The 23,147-nt window shown below is 63.7% G+C and carries 24 protein-coding genes; 21 read left to right on the top strand and 3 right to left on the bottom strand.

Annotation, left to right across the window (positions count from 1 at the left end; translation table 11 throughout):
- The first annotated feature begins 2 nt into the window (after positions 1 to 2).
- The 5 genes from GJ698_RS18625 (at position 3) to GJ698_RS18645 (ending at position 4,213) form a co-directional block, all read left to right on the top strand.
- Positions 3 to 656 (top strand): protein-L-isoaspartate O-methyltransferase family protein, encoded by a 654-nt coding sequence (locus tag GJ698_RS18625; protein WP_154359357.1) that lies wholly within the window; start codon positions 3 to 5, stop codon positions 654 to 656.
- A 9-nt stretch (positions 657 to 665) separates the two neighbouring features.
- Positions 666 to 989, top strand: coding sequence for a rhodanese-like domain-containing protein (locus GJ698_RS18630; protein ID WP_154359358.1), 324 nt, complete (start codon positions 666 to 668; stop codon positions 987 to 989).
- A gap of 88 nt (positions 990 to 1,077) precedes the next feature.
- Complete coding sequence (locus GJ698_RS18635; RefSeq protein ID WP_154359359.1) at positions 1,078 to 2,421, top strand: TolC family outer membrane protein; 1,344 nt, start codon at positions 1,078 to 1,080, stop codon at positions 2,419 to 2,421.
- A 149-nt stretch (positions 2,422 to 2,570) separates the two neighbouring features.
- On the top strand, positions 2,571 to 3,305 hold the full coding sequence (locus GJ698_RS18640; protein WP_154359360.1) for an SDR family oxidoreductase: 735 nt from the start codon (positions 2,571 to 2,573) through the stop codon (positions 3,303 to 3,305).
- Between the two features lie 11 nt (positions 3,306 to 3,316).
- Entirely contained in the window at positions 3,317 to 4,213 is an 897-nt protein-coding gene (locus GJ698_RS18645) for an SDR family oxidoreductase (RefSeq protein WP_154359361.1), read from the top strand.
- On the opposite strand, the gene gloA is transcribed toward GJ698_RS18645, so the two are convergent.
- Genes gloA through GJ698_RS18660 form a run of 3 tightly spaced genes read right to left on the bottom strand, consistent with a single transcriptional unit; the run spans position 4,210 to position 6,237 of the window.
- Positions 4,210 to 4,617: a lactoylglutathione lyase gene (gene gloA, locus GJ698_RS18650; RefSeq protein ID WP_154359362.1), complete on the bottom strand. Its 408-nt coding sequence runs from the start codon at positions 4,615 to 4,617 to the stop codon at positions 4,210 to 4,212. The two genes, GJ698_RS18645 and gloA, sit on opposite strands and share 4 nt — an antisense overlap.
- Before the next feature lie 38 nt (positions 4,618 to 4,655).
- On the bottom strand, positions 4,656 to 5,981 hold the full coding sequence (locus GJ698_RS18655; RefSeq protein WP_154359363.1) for a PQQ-dependent sugar dehydrogenase: 1,326 nt from the start codon (positions 5,979 to 5,981) through the stop codon (positions 4,656 to 4,658).
- A gap of 19 nt (positions 5,982 to 6,000) precedes the next feature.
- Positions 6,001 to 6,237 (bottom strand): hypothetical protein, encoded by a 237-nt coding sequence (locus tag GJ698_RS18660; RefSeq protein WP_154359364.1) that lies wholly within the window; start codon positions 6,235 to 6,237, stop codon positions 6,001 to 6,003.
- 132 nt (positions 6,238 to 6,369) lie between these two features.
- Between GJ698_RS18660 and GJ698_RS18665 the strand changes: the two genes are divergently transcribed.
- From GJ698_RS18665 to GJ698_RS18740, 16 genes are all read left to right on the top strand, one after another.
- Positions 6,370 to 7,410 (top strand): DUF3667 domain-containing protein, encoded by a 1,041-nt coding sequence (locus tag GJ698_RS18665; RefSeq protein WP_154359365.1) that lies wholly within the window; start codon positions 6,370 to 6,372, stop codon positions 7,408 to 7,410.
- A gap of 130 nt (positions 7,411 to 7,540) precedes the next feature.
- Positions 7,541 to 8,449 carry an NAD kinase gene (locus tag GJ698_RS18670; RefSeq protein ID WP_154359366.1) on the top strand — a complete coding sequence of 303 codons (909 nt, stop codon included), beginning with the start codon at positions 7,541 to 7,543 and terminating at the stop codon, positions 8,447 to 8,449.
- Between the two features lie 17 nt (positions 8,450 to 8,466).
- A complete protein-coding gene (recN, locus tag GJ698_RS18675) occupies positions 8,467 to 10,119 on the top strand; it encodes a DNA repair protein RecN (protein ID WP_154359367.1) in 1,653 nt (550 codons plus the stop codon).
- Positions 10,120 to 10,185: 66 nt separating this feature from the next.
- Positions 10,186 to 10,413: a hypothetical protein gene (locus GJ698_RS18680; protein ID WP_110845690.1), complete on the top strand. Its 228-nt coding sequence runs from the start codon at positions 10,186 to 10,188 to the stop codon at positions 10,411 to 10,413.
- A 153-nt stretch (positions 10,414 to 10,566) separates the two neighbouring features.
- The gene (gene hemH / locus GJ698_RS18685; protein WP_154359368.1) at positions 10,567 to 11,676 is read left to right on the top strand and encodes a ferrochelatase; all 1,110 of its coding nucleotides are present in this window, start codon (positions 10,567 to 10,569) and stop codon (positions 11,674 to 11,676) included.
- A 211-nt stretch (positions 11,677 to 11,887) separates the two neighbouring features.
- Positions 11,888 to 12,439: a nucleotide exchange factor GrpE gene (grpE, locus tag GJ698_RS18690; RefSeq protein WP_154359369.1), complete on the top strand. Its 552-nt coding sequence runs from the start codon at positions 11,888 to 11,890 to the stop codon at positions 12,437 to 12,439.
- A 76-nt stretch (positions 12,440 to 12,515) separates the two neighbouring features.
- Positions 12,516 to 14,456 carry a molecular chaperone DnaK gene (gene dnaK, locus GJ698_RS18695; protein WP_154359370.1) on the top strand — a complete coding sequence of 647 codons (1,941 nt, stop codon included), beginning with the start codon at positions 12,516 to 12,518 and terminating at the stop codon, positions 14,454 to 14,456.
- Positions 14,457 to 14,572: 116 nt separating this feature from the next.
- Positions 14,573 to 15,697 (top strand): molecular chaperone DnaJ, encoded by a 1,125-nt coding sequence (dnaJ, locus tag GJ698_RS18700; RefSeq protein WP_154359371.1) that lies wholly within the window; start codon positions 14,573 to 14,575, stop codon positions 15,695 to 15,697.
- A gap of 89 nt (positions 15,698 to 15,786) precedes the next feature.
- Positions 15,787 to 16,452 carry a carbonate dehydratase gene (can, locus tag GJ698_RS18705; protein WP_154359372.1) on the top strand — a complete coding sequence of 222 codons (666 nt, stop codon included), beginning with the start codon at positions 15,787 to 15,789 and terminating at the stop codon, positions 16,450 to 16,452.
- Positions 16,449 to 17,216, top strand: coding sequence for a GNAT family N-acetyltransferase (locus GJ698_RS18710; RefSeq protein WP_154359373.1), 768 nt, complete (start codon positions 16,449 to 16,451; stop codon positions 17,214 to 17,216). Before can ends, GJ698_RS18710 begins: the two co-directional genes overlap by 4 nt.
- A 78-nt stretch (positions 17,217 to 17,294) precedes the next feature.
- On the top strand, positions 17,295 to 18,164 hold the full coding sequence (locus GJ698_RS18715) for a TauD/TfdA dioxygenase family protein (RefSeq protein WP_154359374.1): 870 nt from the start codon (positions 17,295 to 17,297) through the stop codon (positions 18,162 to 18,164).
- A 15-nt stretch (positions 18,165 to 18,179) separates the two neighbouring features.
- The gene (locus GJ698_RS18720; RefSeq protein ID WP_154359375.1) at positions 18,180 to 19,175 is read left to right on the top strand and encodes an ABC transporter substrate-binding protein; all 996 of its coding nucleotides are present in this window, start codon (positions 18,180 to 18,182) and stop codon (positions 19,173 to 19,175) included.
- Positions 19,172 to 20,005, top strand: coding sequence for an ABC transporter ATP-binding protein (locus GJ698_RS18725; protein WP_154359376.1), 834 nt, complete (start codon positions 19,172 to 19,174; stop codon positions 20,003 to 20,005). Before GJ698_RS18720 ends, GJ698_RS18725 begins: the two co-directional genes overlap by 4 nt.
- The gene (locus tag GJ698_RS18730) at positions 20,002 to 20,874 is read left to right on the top strand and encodes an ABC transporter permease (RefSeq protein WP_154359377.1); all 873 of its coding nucleotides are present in this window, start codon (positions 20,002 to 20,004) and stop codon (positions 20,872 to 20,874) included. Before GJ698_RS18725 ends, GJ698_RS18730 begins: the two co-directional genes overlap by 4 nt.
- A gap of 118 nt (positions 20,875 to 20,992) precedes the next feature.
- Complete coding sequence (locus GJ698_RS18735; RefSeq protein WP_154359378.1) at positions 20,993 to 21,610, top strand: ANTAR domain-containing response regulator; 618 nt, start codon at positions 20,993 to 20,995, stop codon at positions 21,608 to 21,610.
- Positions 21,611 to 21,858: 248 nt separating this feature from the next.
- Complete coding sequence (locus tag GJ698_RS18740; RefSeq protein ID WP_229260066.1) at positions 21,859 to 23,142, top strand: CmpA/NrtA family ABC transporter substrate-binding protein; 1,284 nt, start codon at positions 21,859 to 21,861, stop codon at positions 23,140 to 23,142.
- Positions 23,143 to 23,147 lie beyond the last annotated feature (5 nt).

A 23,147-nucleotide genomic window follows, 5' to 3' on the forward strand; every position in this document is an offset into this window, starting at 1 on the left:
AGATGAATATCGAACAAGCCCGCTTCAACATGATCGAACAGCAAATCCGTCCTTGGGACGTCCTGGACCCGGAAGTCCTGGAGCTGCTGCACGTAGTCAAACGCGAGAATTTCGTGCCTGCCGCGCATAAAGCGCTGGCGTTTGCCGACATCGAAATCCCGCTGCCGGGCGGCGAAGCGATGCTGGCGCCGAAGATCGAAGCCCGTCTGCTGCAGGACCTGGGCCTGAAGAAACACGAGTCGGTGCTGGAAATCGGCACCGGCGCCGGCTACCTGACCGCGCTGCTGGCGCACAAGGCGCGCCAGGTGACCACGGTGGAAGTGTCGCCGGAACTGAAGGCGCTGGCCGACAAGAACTTGGCCGACAACGGCGTCACCAACGTCACAACCGAACTGGGCAATGGCGCCCAGGGCTGGACCAGCGGCGCGCCGTTCGACGTGATCGTGGTGGGCGGTTCGCTGCCGGTGCTGCCGGAAGCGCTGTTGCAACAATTGAAAGTGGGCGGCCGTCTGGCGGTCATCATCGGCCAGGCGCCGGCGATGAAAGCGCAGCTGATCACCCGTACCGGCGAAGCCGGCTACGACACCCGCACGCTGTTCGAGACCAACGTCAAGGCGCTGGCATCGGCAGTCGAGCCGTCGAAGTTCCAGTTCTAAGGCGCCGGCATGCGGCAGATTACTGCACTGGAGCTGGCCGACTGGCTGGCGGACGAAGCACGGCCCAGCCCGATGTTGCTGGACGTGCGCGAGAACTGGGAATTTGAAACCTGCCGCATCGACGGCGCGGTGCAGATTCCCATGAATACCATACCGGCGCGCATCGACGACCTGGATGAGGATGCGGAGATCGTCTGCATCTGCCACCACGGTGCGCGCAGTATGCAGGTGGCCGCCTTCCTGGAGCGTAACGGCTTCGGCAAGATGGTCAACCTGACCGGCGGCATCCACGCCTGGGCGCTGCAAGTCGATAGCACGATGGCCAAGTATTAAGCGGGCCCGCGCTGTCGGCGGCGCGGGGCCGAGGTAGCAGTGTTTTTGATTTGTTTAACTTTTTTTGATGACTCCAACGGAGATTGCAATGCAGAGACCCCTTATCGCCGTGCTGATCGCCAGCGCCTTCCTGACGCTCAACGCACAGGCGGCCGACCTGATCCAGGTGTACCAGCAAGCACTGGCCAATGACGCGACTTACGCCAGCGCCCGCTCGTCGCTGGCCGCCGGTCAGGAACGCATCACCCAGGGCCGCGCGGGTCTGCTGCCAAGCATCAGCGCCAGCGGGACGAATCTGCGCAACAACGGTGAATTCATTCCCTTCAACGAAGGCGTGCTGGACGTCGTCAACGGCGAACTGGTGCTGCCGAAGCGCCAGAACGTGGACAACCACACCAACACCTACACCGTCTCGCTGAGCCAGCCGCTGTTCAACTGGAGCCTGTGGCAGGGCTATCAGCAGAGCAAGCTGGCCCAGGCCGTGGCCGAGGCCACCTTCGCCCAGGCCCGCCAGGACCTGATCACCCGCGTGGCGCAAGCGTATTTCGACGTGCTGACGGCGCAGGACAACCTGACCTCGACCCAGGCGCAGAAAGTGGCCACCACCGAACAGCTGGCATCCGCCAAGCGCAACTTTGAAGTCGGCACCCAGACCATCACCGACACCCACGAGGCGCAGGCGGCCTACGATCTGGTGGTGGCGCAGGAATTCGCCGCCATCAACGATCTGGACAACAAGCGCACCGCGCTGCAGGTCATCGTCGGCAAGGCGCCGGGCGAACTGGCGCCGCTGCGCACCGGCGTGACCATCGAGCCGCCATCGCCGGCCGCAGTCGATCCGTGGGTGGGCTCGGCGGAAGGCCAGAACTTCGCCGTGATCTCGGCCCAGTTGCAGCTGGAAATCGCCAAGCGCGAAATCGCCCGCAACCGCGGCAACCACATGCCGACGCTGAACCTGACGGCGGCTGCCCAGCACACCAACCAGACCGCCTACGGCGCCAACAACAACAAGGCGATCGGCGTGACCTGGACGGTGCCGATCTTCAGCGGTTTCGCCGTCACCAGCCAGGTGCGCGAGTCGATCGCGCTGGAAGACAAGGCCCGCAACGATCTGGAAGCCACCCGCCGCAATGCGTCGCAGACCGCGCGCCAGGCCTTCCTCGGCATGACCAGCGGCCTGGCCCAGGTCAAGGCGCTGGAAGCGGCGGAAGTGTCGAGCAAGTCCTCGCTCGATTCGAACAAGCTGGGCTACCAGGTCGGCGTGCGTATCAATATCGACGTGCTGAATGCGCAGAAGCTGCTGTACTCGACCCAGAAGGATCTGTCGAAAGCCCGCTACGACACCATCATGAACGGCCTGCGCCTGAAATCGGCGGCCGGCACGCTGAAGGAAGAGGATCTGGCGCCAGTCAACGCGCTGTTGGCTCACTAATTCAAACATTAAACGCCGGCTGATGCCGGCGTTTTTTTGTCCTGATTATTAGTGAAAACTGCATAGTCATAGCAAGTTTCATGGATTTATTCGATTCGTGTGAGGGCGGATACTCGCTTCATCCCATCACATACCGAAGGAGCAAGACCATGAAACAAGTAGCCATCATCACCGGCGCATCCCGTGGCATCGGCGCCGCCATCGCCCAACGCCTGGCCAGGGACGGCTTCGCGGTGGTCGTCAACTATGCCGGCAATGTCGTCGAGGCCGACAAGGTGGTCGGCGCCATCAGCGCCGCCGGCGGCACCGCCCTCGCGCTGCAGGCCGACGTGGCCGACGCCGCCGCCGTGCGCGGCCTGTTCGACCAGACCATCGCCCAGCTGGGCCGGGTGGACGTGCTGGTGAATAACGCCGGCATCATGCCGTCCAACCTGCCGCAGCTGTCGGCCACCGACGACGACACCTTCGACCGCCTGGTCGCGGTCAACCTCAAAGGCAGCTTCAACACCATGCGCGAGGCGTCGACGCGGCTGGAGCACGGCGGCCGCATCATCAACTTCTCGTCCAGCCTGGTCGGCACGCTGATGCCGGGCTATTCGGCGTATGTCGCCACCAAGGCCGGCGTCGAAGGCATGACCATGATCCTGGCCAGGGAGCTGCGCGGCAAGAACATCACCGTCAACGCCGTCGCCCCCGGCCCGACCGCCACCGCGCTGTTCCTCGATGGCAAGACGCCGGAGCTGATCGAGCGCCTGGCCAAGATGCCGCCGCTGGAGCGCCTGGGCACGCCGGAAGACATCGCCAACGCCGTGTCCTTCCTGGCCGGCCCGGACGGCGGCTGGATCAACGGCCAGACGCTGCGCGCCAACGGCGGCATGGTGTAAGGAGAACGGTCATGAGCAAATCGATTGTTCTGGTCACCGGCGCCGGCACCGGCATCGGCCACCTGTCGGTCAAGGCGCTGGCGCTGGCCGGCCACACGGTGTACGCCTCGATGCGCGACATCGGCGGCCGCAATGCCGCCAGGGTGCGCGAACTGCGCGACTGGGCCTTCGCCAACGGCGCCGACGTGCGGGCGGTGGAGCTGGATGTGCTGTCGCAGGCGTCCGCCGACGCGGCGGTGCAGACCATCGTCGCCGAGCGCGGCCGGCTGGATGTGGTGGTGCATAACGCCGGTCACCTGGTGATCGGCCCGACCGAGGCCTTTACGCCGGAGGAAATCAGCAAGGTGTTCGACACCAATTTCCTCGGCACGCAACGGGTCAACAAGGCGGTGCTGCCGGTGATGCGGCGGCAGCAGCAGGGGCTGGTGCTGTGGGTCAGCAGCACCACCGCGCGCGGCGGCTTCCCGCCGTTCCTCGGCCCGTATGCGGCGGCCAAGGCGGCCATGGATTCGATCGCGGTGACGATGGCCTACGAGCTGGCGCGCTTCAATATCGAAACCTCGATCGTGGTGCCGGGCGCGTTCACGGCAGGCACCGACCACTTCGCCAACGCCGGCCACCCGGCCGACGCCGCGACCAGCGCCGCCTATGACGCCCGCTATCAGGGATTGATGGATCAGGTCGGCGCGCGGCTGACCGAGTTGATGCCGCCGGATGCCGATCCGGCGGCGGTGGCGGCCGACATCGCCTACATCGTCGGCCTGCCGCACGGCTCGCGGCCGTTCCGCTCGATCACCGACTTTGTCGATGACGGCGCCACGGCGGTGACCGAAGTGGCCGAGCGGGTGCGCGAGGAGTTTGCCGAACGCATCGGCATCGCCGACCTGCTCAAGCCCAGCCTGGCTTAAAGGCCGCCGCCCTGGCCGTCGAAGCTGCGTTCGATCAGTTCGATCTTGTAGCCGTCCGGGTCGGTGACGAAGGCGATCACCGTGGTGCCGCCCTTGACCGGGCCCGGCTCGCGGGTCACCGTGCCGCCGTTGGCTTTCACGGCAGCGGCGGCGCTATAGATGTCTTCCGCCGAAATCGCGATGTGGCCGTAGGCGGTGCCCATGTCGTAGCTGGTGGTGCCGTAGTTGTAGGTCAGCTCCAGCTCGGCGTGGTCAGGATTCGAGCCGTAGCCCAGGAAGGCCAGCGAGTACTGGTACTCCGGGTTGTCGCTGGTGCGCAGCAGCTTCATGCCCAGCACTTTGGTGTAGAAATCGATGGAACGCTGCAGGTCGCCGACCCGCAGCATGGTGTGCAAAATGCGCATGGTAAATCCTTGTAGATGAAAGCCAAACAAGGATTTTATCAGCGGCTGGCGGTTTTCGCCGAAGCCGGCGCCACGCGCCAGATGATGTTGCCGACGTCGTCCGCCACCAGCAGCGCGCCTTGCTTGTCCACCGCCACGCCGACCGGACGGCCGCGCGCCTTGCCGTTGCTGTCGAGGAAGCCGGCCAGGAAGTCTTGCGGTGGGCCGGATGGCTTGCCGTTGGCGAACGGGATGAACACCACCTTGTAGCCGCTGTGCGGCTTGCGGTTCCACGAACCGTGCTGGCCGATGAACACGCCGCCCTGGTACTGTTGCGGGAACAGCGCGCCTTCATAGAACGCCAGGCCCAGCGAGGCGGTGTGCGCGCCCAGCGCATAGTCCGGCACCAGCGCCTTGGCCACCAGCTCCGGCTTTTGCGGCGACACGCGCTTGTCCACATGCTGGCCATAGTAGCTGTACGGCCAGCCGTAGAAGCCGCCTTCCTTCACCGAGGTCATGTAGTCCGGCACCAGGTCGTTGCCCAGCTCGTCGCGCTCGTTGACGGTGGTCCACAGCGTCTTGGTCTGCGGCTCCCAGCCCATGCCGTTGGCGTTGCGCAGGCCGGTGGCGTACAGCTTCGATTTGCTGGTGGCGATGTCCAGCTGCCAGATGGCGGCGCGGCCGGTTTCTTCCTCCATGCCGTTTTCCGCCACATTGCTGTTGGAGCCGACCGTGACGTACAGGAACTTGCCGTCCGGGCTGGCGGTGATGTTCTTGGTCCAGTGGTGGTTGCGTGTGCCGGCCGGCAGGTCCATCACCTTGACGCCGGCGGCCGCGATGCTGGTGGCGCCGTCCTGGTAGGGGAAGCGCAGCACGGCGTCGGTATCGGCCACGTACAGATCCTTGCCCACCAAAACCATGCCGAACGGCGAGTTCAGGCCCTTGAGGAAGACGTTGCGGCTTTGCGCCACGCCGTTGGCGTCCAGTCCGCGCAGCAGCGTGATGCGGTTGGCCGATTCCGACACCGCGCCGGCTTTCTTCTGCACCTGCTTCATCACCATGCCCTTGACGCCCTTGCTGTCTTCCGGCTTGGGCGGGGCGTTGGTTTCGGCCACCAGCACGTCGCCGTTCGGCAGCGTGTAGACCCAGCGTGGATGGTCGAGCCCGCTGGCATAGGCGCTGACGCCGAAGCCGGCCACCGGCACCGGCTTCTGCTGCGCCGCCCAGGGCTCGGCCGGCGCGATGTTCACGGTGGGCACCAGCGAGCGCTGCGGCTCCGGCAACTGCGGATTGGGGCCGAAGCCGACCGGGTAGGACTGGGCGGCGGCAAAGTGCGGCGCGAAGGCGGCGGCGACAAGAAGGGCGAGGGCGGTGTGCTGGCGCATGGATGGCAACTCCTGGTGATCAGTCGCGCTTGGTGTGCGCCTGTGGTTGGGCTTCGGCGCCGGCGCGCGGTTTCTGTACGCCGGGCTGGTTGTGGCGGTCGGTGTCGACCATGCCGCTGTCGACGTCCTTGGCGGCTTGCTGGATGATGCTGCGCGGCTTGCTGTCGGCCTCGGGCGCTTCGTCGCGCTCGTGCGGCATGCGCTTGACGCCGTCGTTCTTCACCTTGGCGTCGGTATTGACGTGCTGGTCTTTCATGGCGGTCTCCGTGGCGTTGGGTTGAGGCCATCTTAGCAAGTTGGTTTTCCGTCAGTCGCCACATTGAATTTCGACAACAGTGGGCGGAAGTCGTTTATCATTTAGACCATCTTTCATGATCGGGAATCTTGCATGAGCACTGCCGCCACGCCTGAAAACTGCGCCAACTGCGAAGCGCCGCTGGGCGGCCACTACTGCGCCAACTGCGGCCAGGAGGCGATCCTGCACCACGCCAGCACGCGCGAGTTCCTGCACGAGTTCATCGGCCACTATGTGGCGCTGGAGGGCAAGCTGTGGGGATCGCTGGTACGGCTGCTGTTCCGCCCGGGCCTGCTGACCAACGAATACATCCGCGGCCGCCGCGTGCGCTTCGTGCAGCCGCTGCGGCTGTACCTGTCGTTCAGCGTGCTGTTCTTCGCGCTGCTGAAGTTCACCGGCGGCGCCGACGTCCACGTCGGCAGCAACGACGAGGACGACGCGCAGGTGGCCCAGGTGGTGGCGCCGGCGCGCAAGATGGCCGAAAGCGCCGCCGAGCAGCAGACCAAGATGGCGCCGCCGCTGGACGCGGAAGGCGTGCGCAGCAAGCTGGCGGCCGAGGCGGCGATCGCCGACATGGTCAAGGAAGTCGGTCCGAGCAAGAACAAGGCCCAGTCCGAAAAGCCGAAAGTGATCCAGGACGACCATGGCGACAAGCCCAACGACCGCGATGAATTCTTCGACGACAAGCTGCGCGACTGGCCGACGCTGCGCCACCAGTGGCACGCGTTCAGCGAACTGCCGGGCGACCAGCAGTGGAAAGCCGTGCAGAACGGCTTGTATCACTACGCGCCGTACGCGATCTTCTGCCTGATGCCGGTGTTCGCGATGATCCTCAAGGTGCTGTACCTGGGCTCGGGCCGGCGCTTCGGCGAGCACGTGCTGTTTGCGCTGCACACCAACGCCTTCGCCTTCTTCATCTTCTCGGTGATGCTGCTGGTGCATTTCACGCTCGCCCGGTTTGTGCTGTGGTGCTGGCTGATCGGCTATCTGCCGTGGGCGATGCGGCGCGTGTACCACAGCAGCCGCGCCGGCACCTTCGCCCGCTGGACGGTGCTGATGCTGTTCTACCTGATGGCGCTGCTGTTCGCGCTGCTGATCGCCGGCGGCATGGGCATCATGACGGTGGGGCATTGAACCGCACTGGGCGGCTTGCATTAAATACTGTTTAAATGTACAGTGGCGACGCTGGAGGCCGATAGCAGAAGCCGGCGATATGGGTTACCCTGCTGCGTGTTCCTGCCCCTAGCTTAAAGCCGAGACTTTTATGACCGCCACGCACGCTGTTTTCCACACCATCGCACTGGTCGTGCGCCAGAATACCGACGGCATCGCCGAATCGGTGCGCAGCATGGTCGATTTCCTGCAGCAGGGCGGTCACGAGGTGGTGTTTGAAGAACAGACCGCCGCCCACCTCGGCCTGCAGTTCGACGACATCCGCGTGATGGACGCGGCCGGCATTGGCGCCGACTGCGACGCCGCCATCGTCATGGGCGGCGACGGCACCATGCTGGGCATCGCGCGCCAGCTGGCGCCGTTCGACGTGCCGCTGATCGGCATCAACCAGGGCCGCCTGGGCTTCATGACCGACATCCCCCTGGAAGGCATGTTCGACGTGCTGGCGCGCATCCTGAGCGGCAGCTACAAGGCCGAGCGCCGCACCCTGCTGGAAGGGCGCGTGATGCGCGCCGGCGCCTCCATCCACGTCGGCATGGCCGTCAACGATGTGGTGGTGATGCGCGGCACCGGCGCCGGCATGGCCGAGCTGCGGGTGGAGGTCGACGGCCACTTCATGTACAACCAGCGTTCCGATGGCCTGATCATTGCGACGCCGACCGGTTCCACCGCCTACGCGCTGTCGGCCGGCGGGCCGCTGCTGCACCCGTCGCTGGGCGGCATCGTGCTGGTGCCGATCGCGCCGCACGCGCTGTCGAACCGGCCGATCGTGCTGCCGGAATCGAGCGAGATCATCGTCGAAATCGTGCGCGGGCGCGACATCAGCGTCAACTTCGATATGCAAACCTTCGCCAGCCTGCAGTCGCAGGACCGGATCGTGATCCAGCGCTCGCCGCATGCGATCACTTTCCTGCATCCGGAAGGCTGGAGCTACTACAACACCCTGCGCGAAAAGCTGCACTGGAACGAGTATCCGTCCGGTGAGGGCAAACTCAATTAACCACTCTACAGGTCTCCATGCTGCGTACCCTGTCCATCCGTGATTTCGTCATCGTCGAGTCGATCGAACTGGAATTTTCCGCCGGCTTTACCGTGTTCACCGGCGAGACCGGGGCCGGCAAATCGATCCTGATCGATGCGCTGACGCTGGCGCTGGGCGGCCGCGGCGACGCCAGCGTGGTGCGCGAAGGCGCGCCCAAGGCCGACATCACGGCCGACTTCGCGGTCAGCGAGCCGGCGCGCGACTGGCTGGTGGCGCATGAATTCGCGGTGGAGGAGGGCGGCGCGCTGCTGCGTCGCGTGATCGACAACGCTGGTCGCAGCAAGGCCTACATCAACGGCGTGGCGGCGACGGCGGCGCAGCTGCGCGAGCTGGGCGACCTGCTGGTCGACATCCACGGCCAGCATGCGCACCAGTCGCTGATGAAGACCGAGGCCCAGCGCGTGCTGCTGGACGGCCAGTCCGGCGCCGAGGCGCAGGCGCGTTCGGTGGCGACGGCCTACAAGGCGTGGCGCGCGCTGGCCAAGCAGCTGGAGGAATTCGAGAGCAATGCGGCCAACGTGCTGTATGAGCGCGAGCGGCTGGAGTGGCAGGTGAATGAACTGGAAAAGCTGGCGGTCAAGCCGGGCGAGTGGGCGGAGGTCAGCAATGAGCAAAGCCGTTTGTCGCACGCGGCCAGCCTGATGGAAGGCGCGCAGGAGGCGCTGGCGGTGATTTCTGAGGCCGAGGATCATCCCATCCTGTCGCAGCTGTCGTCGCTGAACCAGAAGCTGGGCAAGCTGGCGGACATCGACAGCGGCCTGCAGGCGATCGTCGACCTGATCGAGCCGGCGCGCATCCAGCTGCAGGAAGCGGTGTATGCGCTGAACGATTACCTGGACCGCGTGGATCTCGATCCGTCGCGCCTGCGCACGGTGGAGGCGCGCATGGACGCGATCCACTCGGCGGCGCGCAAGTTCCGCGTGCCGGAAGAGCAGCTGCCGGAGGAACATGCGCGGCTGGCCGAGCGCCTGTCGCAGATCGCCGTCGCCAGCGACATGGACGGCCTGCGCAAGCAGGAGGAAAAGCTGAAGGCGGCCTACATGGCGGAGGCGCAGCGGCTGTCGGCCACGCGGGTGACGGCGGCGGCGCAGCTGGGCGAGGCGGTCACCAGGGCGATGCAGGAACTGAATATGACCGGCGGCCGCTTCGAGGTCGCGCTGCATGCCGGCGAGCCGGCGGCGTATGGCCTGGAGCAGGTGGAGTTCCTGGTGGCCGGTCACGCCGGCGTGGCGGCGCGGCCGCTGGCCAAGGTGGCGTCGGGCGGCGAGCTGGCGCGGATTTCGCTGGCGATTTCGGTGATCACGTCGAATGCGACCACAGTGCCGACCTTGATCTTCGATGAAGTGGACAGCGGCATCGGCGGCGGCGTGGCGGAAGTGGTGGGACGCCTGCTGCGCCGCCTGGGCCAGGGGCGGCAGGTGCTGTGCGTGACGCACTTGCCGCAGGTGGCCAGCCAGGCCGGCCAGCACTTCCAGGTGGCCAAGGGCACGCTGGACAACGGCAAGACCGCTTCGCGCATCGACGTGCTGGACGCCAAATCGCGGGTGGAAGAAATCGCCCGCATGCTGGGCGGCCTGGAAATCACCGCCACCACCCGCAAGCACGCCCGCGAGCTGCTGGCCTCTTGATATAGCTCAGGCCAGCGCAGGCTAAACGCGCTAAGATTGATCATTGGCCTTTACAAGGAGGCAGTGATGGATCTGGAACTCAGAGTGGACCGGCTGGAAGCTTTTGCTGAAGACGCGAAGGTACGGCTGGTCCGCATCGAGACGCGCCTTGACGCAATGGAAGCGCACATGGCGACCAAGGCCGACCTTGCTGGGCTGGAAACCCGGCTCATCAAGTGGTTTATTGTCACCGCGTTCGCGATTACCACGGTCATGAGCGGGGTCGCCGTCGCCGTTGCCAAGCTTATACATTAACGGCGGCGCTCATGGACCTGGACGTGCTTGAAGCGACGATTTTAAAATGGTTCATCGCGACAGCCGTCACATTGACCGGCCTGGCTTTCGCTGTGGGCTGGTATGTCCATTAAAATAGTAAGATAGTGGCTTACGGTACAACCTAAGCCATTCATGACCTTTCTAAAAGAACCGCCGCACAAGCACGGCACCCTCGGCCGCAGCGCCATCGTCCTGGTGAACCTGGGCACGCCCGATGAGCCGACCCGTTCCGCCGTCCGCCGCTACCTGAAGGAATTCCTGTCCGACCCGCGCGTGGTCGAGATTCCCAAGGCCGTCTGGTGGTTCATCCTCAACCTGATCATCCTGCCGTTCCGCTCCGGCCAGTCGGCCAAGAAATACGAAACCATCTGGACCCGCGAAGGTTCGCCGCTGCGCACCCACACCGCCGCCCAGGCGCTGTACCTGCGCGGCGCCCTCGGCGAGCGCGGCCACCAGGACTTGACCGTCGCCATGGCCATGCGCTACGGTTCGCCGTCGCTGCCGGAGGTGCTGACCAAGCTGAAAGCCGACGGCGCCGAGCGCATCCTGGTACTGCCCGCCTATCCGCAATATTCCGGCACCACCACCGGCTCGATCTACGACGCCGTGTTCCAGCACTACGGCAAGGTGCGCAACATCCCGGAGATGCGCTTCATCCGCAACTACCACGACCACGACGGTTATATCCACGCGCTCAAGCAGTCGGTGCTGGCCCACTGGGAACAGCACGGCCGGCCGGAAAAGCTGGTGATGAGTTTCCACGGCGTGCCGAAGCGCACGCTGATGCTGGGCGATCCCTATCACTGCGAATGCCTGAAAACCGCGCGCCTGCTGGCCGCCGCGCTGAAGCTGACGCTGGAACAGTACGTGGTCACCTTCCAGTCGCGTTTCGGCAAGGCCGAGTGGCTGCAGCCGTACACGGCGCCCACCGTGGCCCAGCTGGCACGCGACGGCGTCAAGCGGCTGGACGTGATCTGCCCCGGCTTCATCAGCGACTGCCTGGAGACGCTGGAAGAAATCTCGATGGAAGTGCGGCATGACTTCGAATCCAACGGTGGCAAGGAATTTCACTACATCCCCTGCCTGAACGAATCGCCGGCCTGGATCGCCGCGCTGGCCGAAATCGCCGAGCAGCACATCATCGGCTGGCCGACGCAGATGGCGCCGGCCGAACGCGAGCTGCTGAAAAAAGAAGCAGAAGCCGCCCGCGCCAGCGCGCTGGAACGCGGCGCCGCCGACTGAAAAGCAACATTACCCGCCTCACCACACCGTCACCCGACAATCAGCACTTGCGGGTGACGAGTGCCAGCCTGTTAAAATAGCCGCCTGATGCAGGATTCCGTTGTTGAAATGGCAGGTGAAATAACCCTTGAAAACGTAGGTTATCGCCCCATTTGCTGCCACAGCGGTAACAACGGTAATGTCAAACAAATACGATTGTAGGAGTCTCTAGATGCAAGATCAGGAAAACCAAGCCGTACCACCTAATCCAGAGGCGGCAGCAGCCGCTGCGTCGGCCCAACCATCGACCCCGGAAGCTGGCCTGTCCTCGCTGGAACAGCAGCTGGCCGACACCGAAGCCAAGCTGGCCGAAATGCATGACGCGTTCATGCGTGCCAAGGCGGACGGTGAAAACATCCGTCGCCGCGCCCAGGAAGATGTCTCCAAGGCCCACAAGTTCGCGGTAGAAAGCTTTGCCGAGGCGCTGGTGCCGGTCAAAGACAGCCTGGAAATGGCGCTGAAAGTCGAAGCGCCAACGCTGGAATCGCTGAAGGAAGGCGTTGAAATGACGCTCAAGCAACTGTCCGCAGCCTTCGAGCGCAACCGCCTGATCGCCATCGAACCGGCGCAGGGCGAGAAGCTGGACCCGAACAAGCACCAGGCCGTTGCCGTGGTGCCTGCCGACCAGGAAGCCAATACGGTTGTTTCCGTGCTGCAAAAAGGTTACATGATCGCGGACCGCCTGCTGCGTCCGGCCATCGTCACCGCAGCGCAAGCCAAATAAATATCAAGCTCTTGAAAATATAGAGCTTTTCCACATATTAGTACCATCTGAACTCTAGCAAATAAGGAAGAAAATCATGGGTAGAATTATCGGTATCGATCTGGGAACCACGAATTCCTGCGTTTCCGTCATGGAAAATGGTCAGCCAAAGGTAATCGAAAACGCCGAAGGCGCACGTACGACGCCATCGATCATTGCTTACCAAGAAGATGGTGAAATCCTGGTCGGAGCACCGGCCAAACGCCAGGCTGTGACCAACCCGAAAAACACGCTGTTCGCTGTCAAGCGCCTGATCGGTCGTAAATTCGACGAGAAGGAAGTGCAGAAGGACATCGGCCTGATGCCTTACTCGATCACCAAAGCCGACAACGGCGATGCATGGATCGGCGTACGCGACAAGAAACTGGCGCCGCCACAAATCTCGGCGGAAGTGCTGCGCAAGATGAAGAAAACCGCGGAAGATTACCTGGGTGAAGAAGTCACCGAGGCCGTCATCACCGTACCGGCGTACTTCAACGACTCGCAGCGTCAGGCCACCAAGGACGCCGGCCGTATCGCTGGCCTGGACGTCAAACGCATCATCAACGAACCGACCGCAGCCGCGCTGGCTTTCGGCCTGGACAAGACCGAAAAGGGTGACCGCAAGATCGCCGTGTACGACTTGGGCGGCGGTACCTTCGACGTGTCGATCATTGAAATCGCCGACGTGGATGGCGAGAAGCAGTTCGAAGTGCTGTCGACCAACGGCGACACCTTCCTGGGCGGCGAAGACTTCGACCAGCGCATCATCGATTACATCATCGAAGAGTTCAAGAAGATCAACGGCCTGGACCTGAAAAAAGATCCGATCGCCCTGCAGCGCATCAAGGCTTCGGCCGAGCGCGCGAAGATCGAATTGTCGTCGTCGCAGCAGACCGAAATCAACGAGCCGTACATCGCCATGGCGAACGGCGCGCCGGTCCACCTGACGCTGAAAATGACCCGCGCCAAGCTGGAATCGCTGGTGGAAGAGCTGATCAACGCCACCATCGAGCCATGCAAAACCGCGATCAAGGACGCTGGCGTCAAAGTGTCGGACATCGATGACATCATCCTGGTCGGCGGCATGACCCGTATGCCAAAGGTGCAGGAAAAGGTCAAAGAGTTCTTCGGCAAGGATCCACGCAAGGACGTGAATCCGGACGAAGCGGTGGCGGTTGGCGCGGCGATCCAAGGTTCGGTGCTGTCGGGCGAACGCAAGGACTTGCTGCTGCTGGACGTGACGCCGCTGTCGCTGGGTATCGAAACCCTGGGCGGCGTGATGACCAAGATGATCCACAAGAACACCACGATTCCGACCAAGTTCTCGCAAGTGTTCTCGACCGCCGACGACAACCAGCCTGCGGTGACCATCAAGGTCTACCAGGGTGAGCGCGAAATCGCGGCCGGCAATAAGGGCCTGGGCGAATTCAACCTGGAAGGCATCCCGCCGGCAGCACGCGGCACGCCACAGATCGAAGTGACCTTCGACATCGACGCCAACGGCATTCTGCACGTCGGCGCGAAAGACAAGGCCACCGGCAAAGAGAACAAGATCACGATCAAGGCCAACTCCGGTCTGACCGAAGCGGAAATCCAGAAAATGGTGAAAGACGCTGAAGTCAACGCTGAAGAAGACAAGAAAGTGAAGGAACTGGCTGAGTCGCGCAACCAGGCCGACGCACTGGTGCACTCGACCCGCAAGTCGCTGACCGAATACGGCGACAAGCTGGAAGCCGGCGAGAAAGAGAAGATCGAAGCTGCGATCACCGACCTGGAAGCCTCGATCAAATCGGGCGACAAGGCCGAAATCGACGCCAAGGTGGCTTCGCTGTCGACCGCTTCGCAGAAGCTGGGCGAGAAGATGTACGCCGACATGCAGGCGCAGCAAGCGGCCGGCGGTGCGGAAGGTGCGGCGCCAGGCGCAGGCGCCGAGCAGGCCAAGCCACAGGACGACGTGGTGGACGCCGACTTCAAAGAAGTCAAAGACAGCAAGTAATCACGTCATTCCCGCTCAGGCGGGAATGGCCAGCCGAGTCGTGTGGCCGTGTCAAACGGCGCCGGCTCGGCTTTTTCGCATAAATCAGTACAGAATATAAGCAAGGTCCCGACAATATGGCAAAGCGTGATTTCTACGAGATACTCGGTGTCGCAAAGAGCGCATCGGAAGACGAGATCAAGAAGGCCTATCGCAAACTGGCTATGAAGTACCATCCGGACCGCAATCCGGACAGCAAAGACGCGGAAGAGAAATTCAAGGAAGTCAAAGAAGCCTACGAAATGCTGACCAATCCGGAGAAGCGCGAAGCGTATGACCGTTACGGTCACGCCGGCGTCGATCCGAATGCGGGCGGCGGCGGCTTCGGCGGCGGCGCCGGCGGTTTCGGCGACGCCTTTGGCGACATCTTCGGCGACATCTTCGGCGGCGGCCGCGGCCGCAGCCAGGGCCCGCAGGTGTACCGCGGCGCCGATCTGCGCTACAACCTGGAAATCACGCTGGAACAGGCGGCGCACGGCTTCGACACCACCATCCGCGTGCCGTCGTGGGACAAGTGCGACACCTGCCACGGCACCGGCGCCAAGCCGGGCACCTCGCCGGTGACCTGCTCGACCTGCGCCGGCCACGGCCAGGTGCGCATGCAGCAGGGCTTCTTCAGCATCCAGCAGACCTGCCCGAAATGCCACGGCACCGGCAAGATCATTCCCGAGCCATGCGCCGCGTGCTCGGGCCAGGGCCGCATCAAGCGCAACAAGACGCTGGAAGTGAAGATCCCGGTCGGCATCGACAACGGCATGCGCATCCGCTCGTCCGGCAACGGCGAACCGGGTACCAATGGCGGACCGTCGGGCGACTTGTACGTGGAAATCCACATCAAGCCGCACAGCGTGTTCCAGCGCGAAGGCGACGACCTGCACTGCGAAATGCCGATCTCCTTCGCCAAGGCGGCGCTGGGCGGCGAAATCGAAGTGCCGACGCTCTCTGGTAAAGTATCGTTTACGATCCCGGAAGGCACCCAGTCGGGCAAGACCTTCCGCCTGAAAGGCAAGGGCATCAAGGGCGTGCGTTCCGGTTTCGCGGGCGACCTGTTCTGCCACGTGGCGGTCGAGACGCCGGTCAAGCTGACCGACAAGCAGAAAGACCTGCTGCGCGAGTTCGAGAAGTCGACCACCGAGGGCGGCAACAAGCACAGCCCGCAGACGAAAACCTGGCGTGACAAGGTCAAGGACTTCTTTGAGTAACTTGTCGGTCACACGCAGTTGGTAATATCGGACCGCCGCGCTGCCATGTTGGGCAGACCGGCGGTCTTCTTATGTACGAGAGGAGCATCATGGAAAGTCTGAAAAACAGCACGTCCCCCCTGCGTGGCCTGCTTGAGAACAACCGTCGCTGGGCGGAATCGGAAGTCGAGCGCGACCCCGAATTCTTCAGCCGGCTGGCGAATCAGGCCGCACCGGAATACCTGTGGATCGGTTGCTCGGACAGCCGGGTGCCGGCGAACGAGCTGCTGGGCCTGTTGCCGGGCGACGTATTCGTGCACCGGAATATCGCCAACGTGGTGGTGCACTCGGACCTGAACTGCCTGTCGGTACTGCAGTTCGCGATTGATGTGCTGAAGGTCAAGCACGTGATCATCGTCGGCCACTATGGCTGCAAGGGCGTGCACGCCGCCATGACCGGCACCCGCGTCGGCCTGGTCGACAACTGGCTGCGCCATGTGCACGACGTGCACCAGAAGCACGAACGCTACATGGGCACCGTGATCAACGAGCAGAAGCGCTCGGAGCGCCTGGTGGAACTGAACGTGGTGGAGCAGGTGTCCAACGTCTGCGCCACCACCATCGTGCAGGATGCCTGGCTGCGCGGCCAGGAGCTGACGGTGCACGGCTGGGTCTACGGCATCAACGACGGCAAGCTGCAGGACATGGGCATCGCCGTCAACGCGCTGGATCAGTTGGCGCCGGCGGTTGCGAAGCGTCTCAGCATCTACGAATGAGATGGCAGCTGGCTGACAGCATCGAGGCGCACGCCTGGCGCGACTGCTTTGCAGCCGCGCCGGCAGCACTGGGCTGTACGGTGCAGCAGGTGCCGGACACGGACGCGCCGCTGCTGATCTGCCGCACGCTGCCGGCCCCGATGTTCAACCGGGTGATCGGCGCCAGCCACGACGCCAGCCTGCCGTGGATCAAGCATGCTTACCGCAGCGCGGGCATGGATGCGTTCTGGCTGCATGGCTGGGTCGCGGCGGACGCCGAGCCGCCGGCCGACCACCCTGCGTGGCTCAAATTCCTTTACGACCTGGATCAGCCCTTGCCGGCCACCCGGCAGGACTCGCCACTGAGCGTGCGCCTGGCGCGGCCGGACGAAGCGGCGCTGGCCGGCGACGTCATGCACCGCGGCTTCGGCCTGCCGGAGGCGATTACGCAGTGGCTGGGTTCCCTGGCCGGCCGTGACGGCTGGCGGATCTATTTTGCCTGCACGCCGGACGGTTCGCCGGTAGCGGTCGGCGCGCTGTTCATCGAAAACGGCACGGCGTGGCTGGGCATGGGCTGCACGGCGCCGGAAGCACGCGCACAAGGTGCGCAGACACTGCTGCTGGCGGCGCGCCTGGCCGAGGCACGCCGCACCGGTTGCACCGTCGCGGCAGTGGAGGCGGGCATGCCGCGCAACGGCGAGAACAATCCTTCCATGAACAACATCCTGCGCGCCGGCTTCCAGTTGCAGGGTGTGCGCGTCAACTACGCTACAGAATCCAAATAACGATATCGGATAAGCTTCGTTTTCTTAATAAGCACGGCGGCATAGACTGTATGGCACATATTTCTCAAGGTGTGCGCCATGGCTGCCGTGCTGCAGGATTCCATTCAGGTTGAGTTGTTTGATGCGCCGCTGGGCGCCGAGATTCTGGGGCTGGACCTGAACCGTCCGCTGCCGCAGCGGGATTTCCAGCGCATCCACAAGGCGCACCTGGATCACCACCTGCTTGTGTTCCGCGACCAGCGCATCACGCCGCAGCAGCAGGTCGATTTCAGCCGCCGTTTCGGGCCGCTGCAAATCCACGTGCTGCGCAATTTTCAGCTGCCTTCCAATCCGGAGGTGCTGATCATCTCCAACATCATTGAAGACGGCAAGCCGATCGGCCTGGGCGACGCCGGCCACTTCTGGCATTCCGATTTGTCGTATGTCGAAAAACCGAGCCTCGGCTCCATGCTGCACGCGCAGGAACTGCCGGCGCAAGGCGGCGATACGCTGTTCGCCAATATGCACCTGGCGTGGGACACCCTGCCGGCCGCGCTGCGCAGCGCCGTGCAGGGCGCGCGCGCCGAACACAGTTATCTGACGCAGTACGAAGAGCTGCGCCGCCGCAGTCCGTTCCGCCCGGCGCTGACGCAGGCACAGATCGACGAGGTCAGGCCGGTGGTGCATCCGGTGGTGCGCACGCACCCTGAGACCGGCCGCAAGGCGCTGTTCGTCAGCGAGCATTTCACCACCCGCATCGTCGGCATGCCCGAAGACGAAAGCCGCGCGCTGCTGGCCGAGCTGTTCGAGCACAGCGTGCTGCCGGAGCATGTGTACCGCCACCGCTGGGCGCCGCATGACATGGTGTTCTGGGATAACCGCTCGCTGATGCATCTGGCGGCCGGCACGCCGGAGCATCTGCGCCGCAAGCTGTATCGCACCACCATCGAAGGCGACGTGCCTTTCTAATCCTTGAGGAATTCCATGTTCAAACTGACCGCCGCCGCCCTGGCCCTGAGCTTCGCCTTGACCGCGCCCGCGCAGGCGGAAGGCCGCATCCGCATCGCCGAGCAGTTCGGCGTGGTCTACCTGCTGCTGAACGTGGCGCAGGACCAGCAGCTGATTGAAAAGCAGGGCAAGAAGCTCGGCGTCGAAATCACCGTGGAGCGCTTGCAGCTGTCCGGCGGCTCGGCGGTGAACGATGCGCTGCTGTCGGGCGCCATCGATATCGCCGGCGCCGGCGTCGGCCCGCTGCTGACCATCTGGGACCGTACCAACGGCCGGCAGAACGTCAAGGGCGTGGCGTCGCTGGGCAGCTTCCCTTACTACCTGGTGAGCACCAATCCCAAAGTGAAGTCGATCGCCGACCTGACCGAGAAGGACCGCATCGCGCTGCCGGCGGTGACGGTGTCGGTGCAGTCGCGCATCCTGCAGTACGCGGCGGCCAAGCAGTGGGGCGAGAAGGAGTTTGCGCGCCTGGATAAATTCACGCAGACCTTGCCGCATCCGGATGCGACGGCGGCCGTCATCGCCGGCGGTACGGAGATCAATGGCCACTTCGGCAATCCGCCGTTCCAGGAGCAGGAACTGGCCGGCAATCCGCATGCGCACATCGTGCTGAATTCCTACGATGTGCTGGGCGGCCCGAGTTCGGCCACCGTGCTGTATGCGACCGAGAAGTTCCGCAACGAGAATCCGAAAACCTACCGCGCCTTCACCGCCGCGCTGGCGGAAGCGGCCCAGTACGTGGCGAAGAATCCGGAAGGTGCGGCCGATACCTATCTGCGCATCAGCAAGAGCAAGGTGGATCGCGAGCTGCTGCTGAAGATCATCAGGAACCCGCAAGTGAATTTCAGCGTGGCGCCGCAGAACACCTATAGCCTGGCGCAGTTCCTGTATCGCGTCGGCGCGATCAAGAAGCAGCCGGCCAGCTGGCGCGATTACTTCTTTGAAGATCCTGTGATTGCGAACGGATCATGAGCCTGCAGATCGTCAGCCCCACCGGCGGCATCCAGCCGCTGCTGCGCGCCGATAGCGTCAGCCTCGAATACGGCGGCACGCGCGCCACGCACGACGTCAGCTTCGACGTGTATCGCGGCGACCGTTTCGTGCTGCTCGGGCCTTCGGGCTGCGGCAAGTCGTCGCTGCTGAAGGCGGCGGCGGGATTCATCAAGCCGGCGGCGGGCAGCATCTCGCTCAACGGCGCGCCGGTGCGCGGACCGGGACCGGACCGCATCGTGGTGTTCCAGGAGTTCGACCAGTTGCCGCCGTGGAAGACGGTGAAGGAGAACGTGATGTTCCCGCTGCTGATGGCCAAGCGCGTCAGCCGTCACGAAGCGTCCGAGCGGGCCATGCACTGGATCGCCAAGGTGGGCCTGGCCGGCTTTGAGGATGCCCACCCGCACACGTTGTCCGGCGGCATGAAGCAGCGCGTGGCGATTGCGCGCGCGCTGGCGATGCAGCCGGAGGTGCTGCTGATGGACGAGCCGTTCGCCGCGCTCGATGCGCTCACGCGGCGCAAGATGCAGGAGGAGCTGGGACGCTTGTGGGAAGAGCTGCGCTTTACGCTGCTGTTCGTCACGCATTCGATCGAAGAGGCGCTGGTGGTGGGCAACCGCATCCTGCTGCTGTCGCCGCATCCGGGGCAGGTGAGGGCGGAGTTGAACAGCCATCAGTTCGACCTGGCCAGCGCCGGCAGCACCGAGTTCCAGGCCGCCACGCAGCGCATTCACAGCTTGCTGTTCGGCGAAGCGGGCGACCAGAATGCCGCGCATGTCGCCGAGCCGCGCGACCGGAGCAGCGCACCATGAGCCTCGTCCTCGATCCGCCCATCCGCCAGGAGCGCGAATACACCGTCGCGCCGCCCACGCTGCGCGCCGCCGATCCGCTGCCGCCGCTGGCGCGCCGCGCATGGCAGCAAAGCTGGCTGCGCAAGACCGTCATCCTGATCCTGCTGGCGGCAGTGTGGGAAGCCGTCGCCCGCTGGCAGGCCAACGACCTGCTGCTGCCCAGCTTCCTGCAAACCGCCCGCGCCTTCATCGACGGCGTGGCCAGCGGCGAATTGCCGGCCCGCGTGCGCATCTCGCTGGCCGTGCTGTTGCAAGGTTACGTGGCCGGCATCATCGCCGCCTTCGCGCTGACCGCGCTGGCCGCCTCCACCCGCATCGGCCGCGACCTGCTGGAAACGCTGACCGCCATGTTCAACCCGCTGCCCGCCATCGCCCTGCTGCCGCTGGCGCTGCTGTGGTTCGGCCTGGGACGCGGCAGCCTGCTGTTCGTCATCGTCCACGCGGTGCTGTGGCCGCTGGCGCTGGGCGCCTACGCCGGCTTCCAGTCGGTGCCGGACACGCTGCGCATGGCCGGCCGCAACTATGGCCTGAGCGGCCTGCGGCTGGTGCTGCACATCCTGGTGCCGGCGGCGCTGCCTTCCATCCTGTCCGGCCTGAAAATCGGCTGGGCCTTCGCCTGGCGCACGCTGATCGCGGCCGAGCTGGTGTTCGGCACCACCGGCGGCCTGGGCGGCCTGGGCTGGTACATCTTCCAGAACCGCAACGAGCTGTACACCGACAAAGTTTTCGCCGGGCTGGCCGCCGTCATCGTCATCGGCCTGCTGGTGGAAAACGTGGTATTCCGTCCACTGGAAACGTTAACCGTGCGGCGCTGGGGCATGCAACGCTAGGATGAGGTCTGGCAGAATCCGGCATTTGTGCCGTAGAATCTGCAAATGCACATCCAAACTACTGGTTTGATTCTTGCTTATCATAGCGGCATCAACCACTTCCTCCTGCGGCCCGGCCATGCGTAACTTGCGTATTGTCGTCATCAATACCGTCATCCATGACGAGACTGACGAAGCGTTGCACGCTCAGGCCGAGCGTGCACGCGTGCTGCGCATTGGCCTGCTGGAGGCGGGCTACGACATCATCGCCTCGCTGCCGCCGGATATGTATCTGCCCGAACGCATCGGCCAGCTGCAGCCCGACATGATCATCGTCGACGCCGAGTCGGATGCGCGCGACGTGCTGGAACACGTGGTCATCGCCACCCGCGACGAACGCCGCCCCATCGTCATGTTCACCGAAGACCAGGACCCGGAAAGCATGGAAGCCGCCGTCGAAGCGGGCGTATCGGCCTACATCGTGGCCGGCTTGCAGAGCGAACGCATCAAGCCGGTGCTGCAGGTGGCGCTGGCGCAGTTCAAGCGCGAGCAGAAGCTGCTGGACGAGCTGTCCGACACCAAGAGCAAGCTGGCCGAGCGCAAGGTCATCGAAAAGGCCAAGGGCCTGCTGATGGAGCGCCAGCGCTTCACCGAAGAGCAGGCCTATCAAAAACTGCGCTCCATGGCCATGAGCAAGAACCTCAAGCTGTCCGAAGTCGCCCAGCGCATCCTCGACGTCGAAGACCTGCTGGGCTGAAAACGCCCCACCAAAATGATGCACCGCGCAATTGCGGTGCATTTTTTTTGCGCAAACCGCGCGTTTTCCCTCTGTAGCACTGCTGGCACAAACATTGCATAGCTGTAAGCAAGCGCAATGATGCGCGGATGCGCCTCGCCAACGGCGGTGAGGCCCACCAGACAATGACGTCTACCAATCATGAATTCGTTCGTGAGGGTAGGCGTTTTTTTTGGCCCATAGTTATTGACGACTACAAAGGGATAGCCATGAAATACAAGCAGCTGAAAGCGAAGATCACCTTGCCACCTGGCGACGCGGACGTTAATGTCAAGCGCAGGAAAATCATTCATGGTGCAGGTTTAATCGCAGGAGGAAGCATGTTGGGATTGGCAACGGGGGGAGTGTGGGCAGCAGGCTCGGACAAGCCGGAGAAGGAAGAAATCAAGATCGGCTTCATTCCGCTGACCGACTGTGCCTCCGTGGTGATGGCGTCGGTGCTGGGCTTCGACAAGAAATACGGCGTCAAATTCGTGCTGAGCAAAGAAGCCTCCTGGGCCGGCGTGCGCGACAAGCTGGCCAATGGCGACCTGGATGCGGCCCATGTGCTGTATGGCCTGCTTTACGGCGTGCAGATGGGCATCGGCGGCCAGAAGAAGGACATGGCGGTGCTGATGAGCCTCAATAACAATGGCCAGGCCATCACGCTGTCGAAGAAAATCGCCGACAAGGGCGGCGTCGACGGCCCGTCGCTGGCGAAGCTGATGCAAACCGATAAACGCGAATACACCTTCGCGCAGACCTTCCCGACCGGCACCCACGCGATGTGGCTGTACTACTGGATGGCCGCCAACGGCATCAATCCGATGAAGGACGCCAAGGTCATCACCGTGCCGCCGCCGCAGATGGTGGCCAATATGCGCGTCGGGAATATGGATGGCTTCTGCGTGGGCGAACCGTGGGGCCACCGCGCCATCATGGACGGCGTCGGCATCACCGCCACCACCACGCAGGACATCTGGAAGGACCATCCGGAGAAGGTGCTCGGCTCGACGCTGGAATTCGCGAAAAAATATCCGAACACCTGCCGCGCAATGATGGCGGCGATTCTGGATGCCGGCAAATGGATCGACTCCTCGCTGGCCAACAAGAACAAGATGGCCGAGACGATTGCCGACAAATCCTACGTCAACACCAGCAAGGACGCGATCGACCAGCGCATCATGGGCCGCTACCAGAATGGCCTGGGCAAGACCTGGGACGATCCGAACCACATGAAGTTCTACAACGACGGCGCGGTCAACTTCCCCTACCTGTCGGACGGCATGTGGTTCATGACGCAGCACCGCCGCTGGGGCCTGCTGAAGGATGACCCGGATTATCTGGCGGTGGCCACTTCGGTCAACCAGATCGCCCTGTACAAGGATGCGGCGGCCATGACCAAGACGCCGGTGCCGGCAAGCCCTCTGCGCACCTCGAAGCTGATGGACGGTTCCGTATGGGACGGCAAGAACCCGAAAGCCTACGCCGCCTCGTTCAAGATCAAAGCCTGATAACC

The organism is Duganella aquatilis, from assembly GCF_009674565.1.
Lineage (GTDB): Bacteria > Pseudomonadota > Gammaproteobacteria > Burkholderiales > Burkholderiaceae_D > Rugamonas > Rugamonas aquatilis.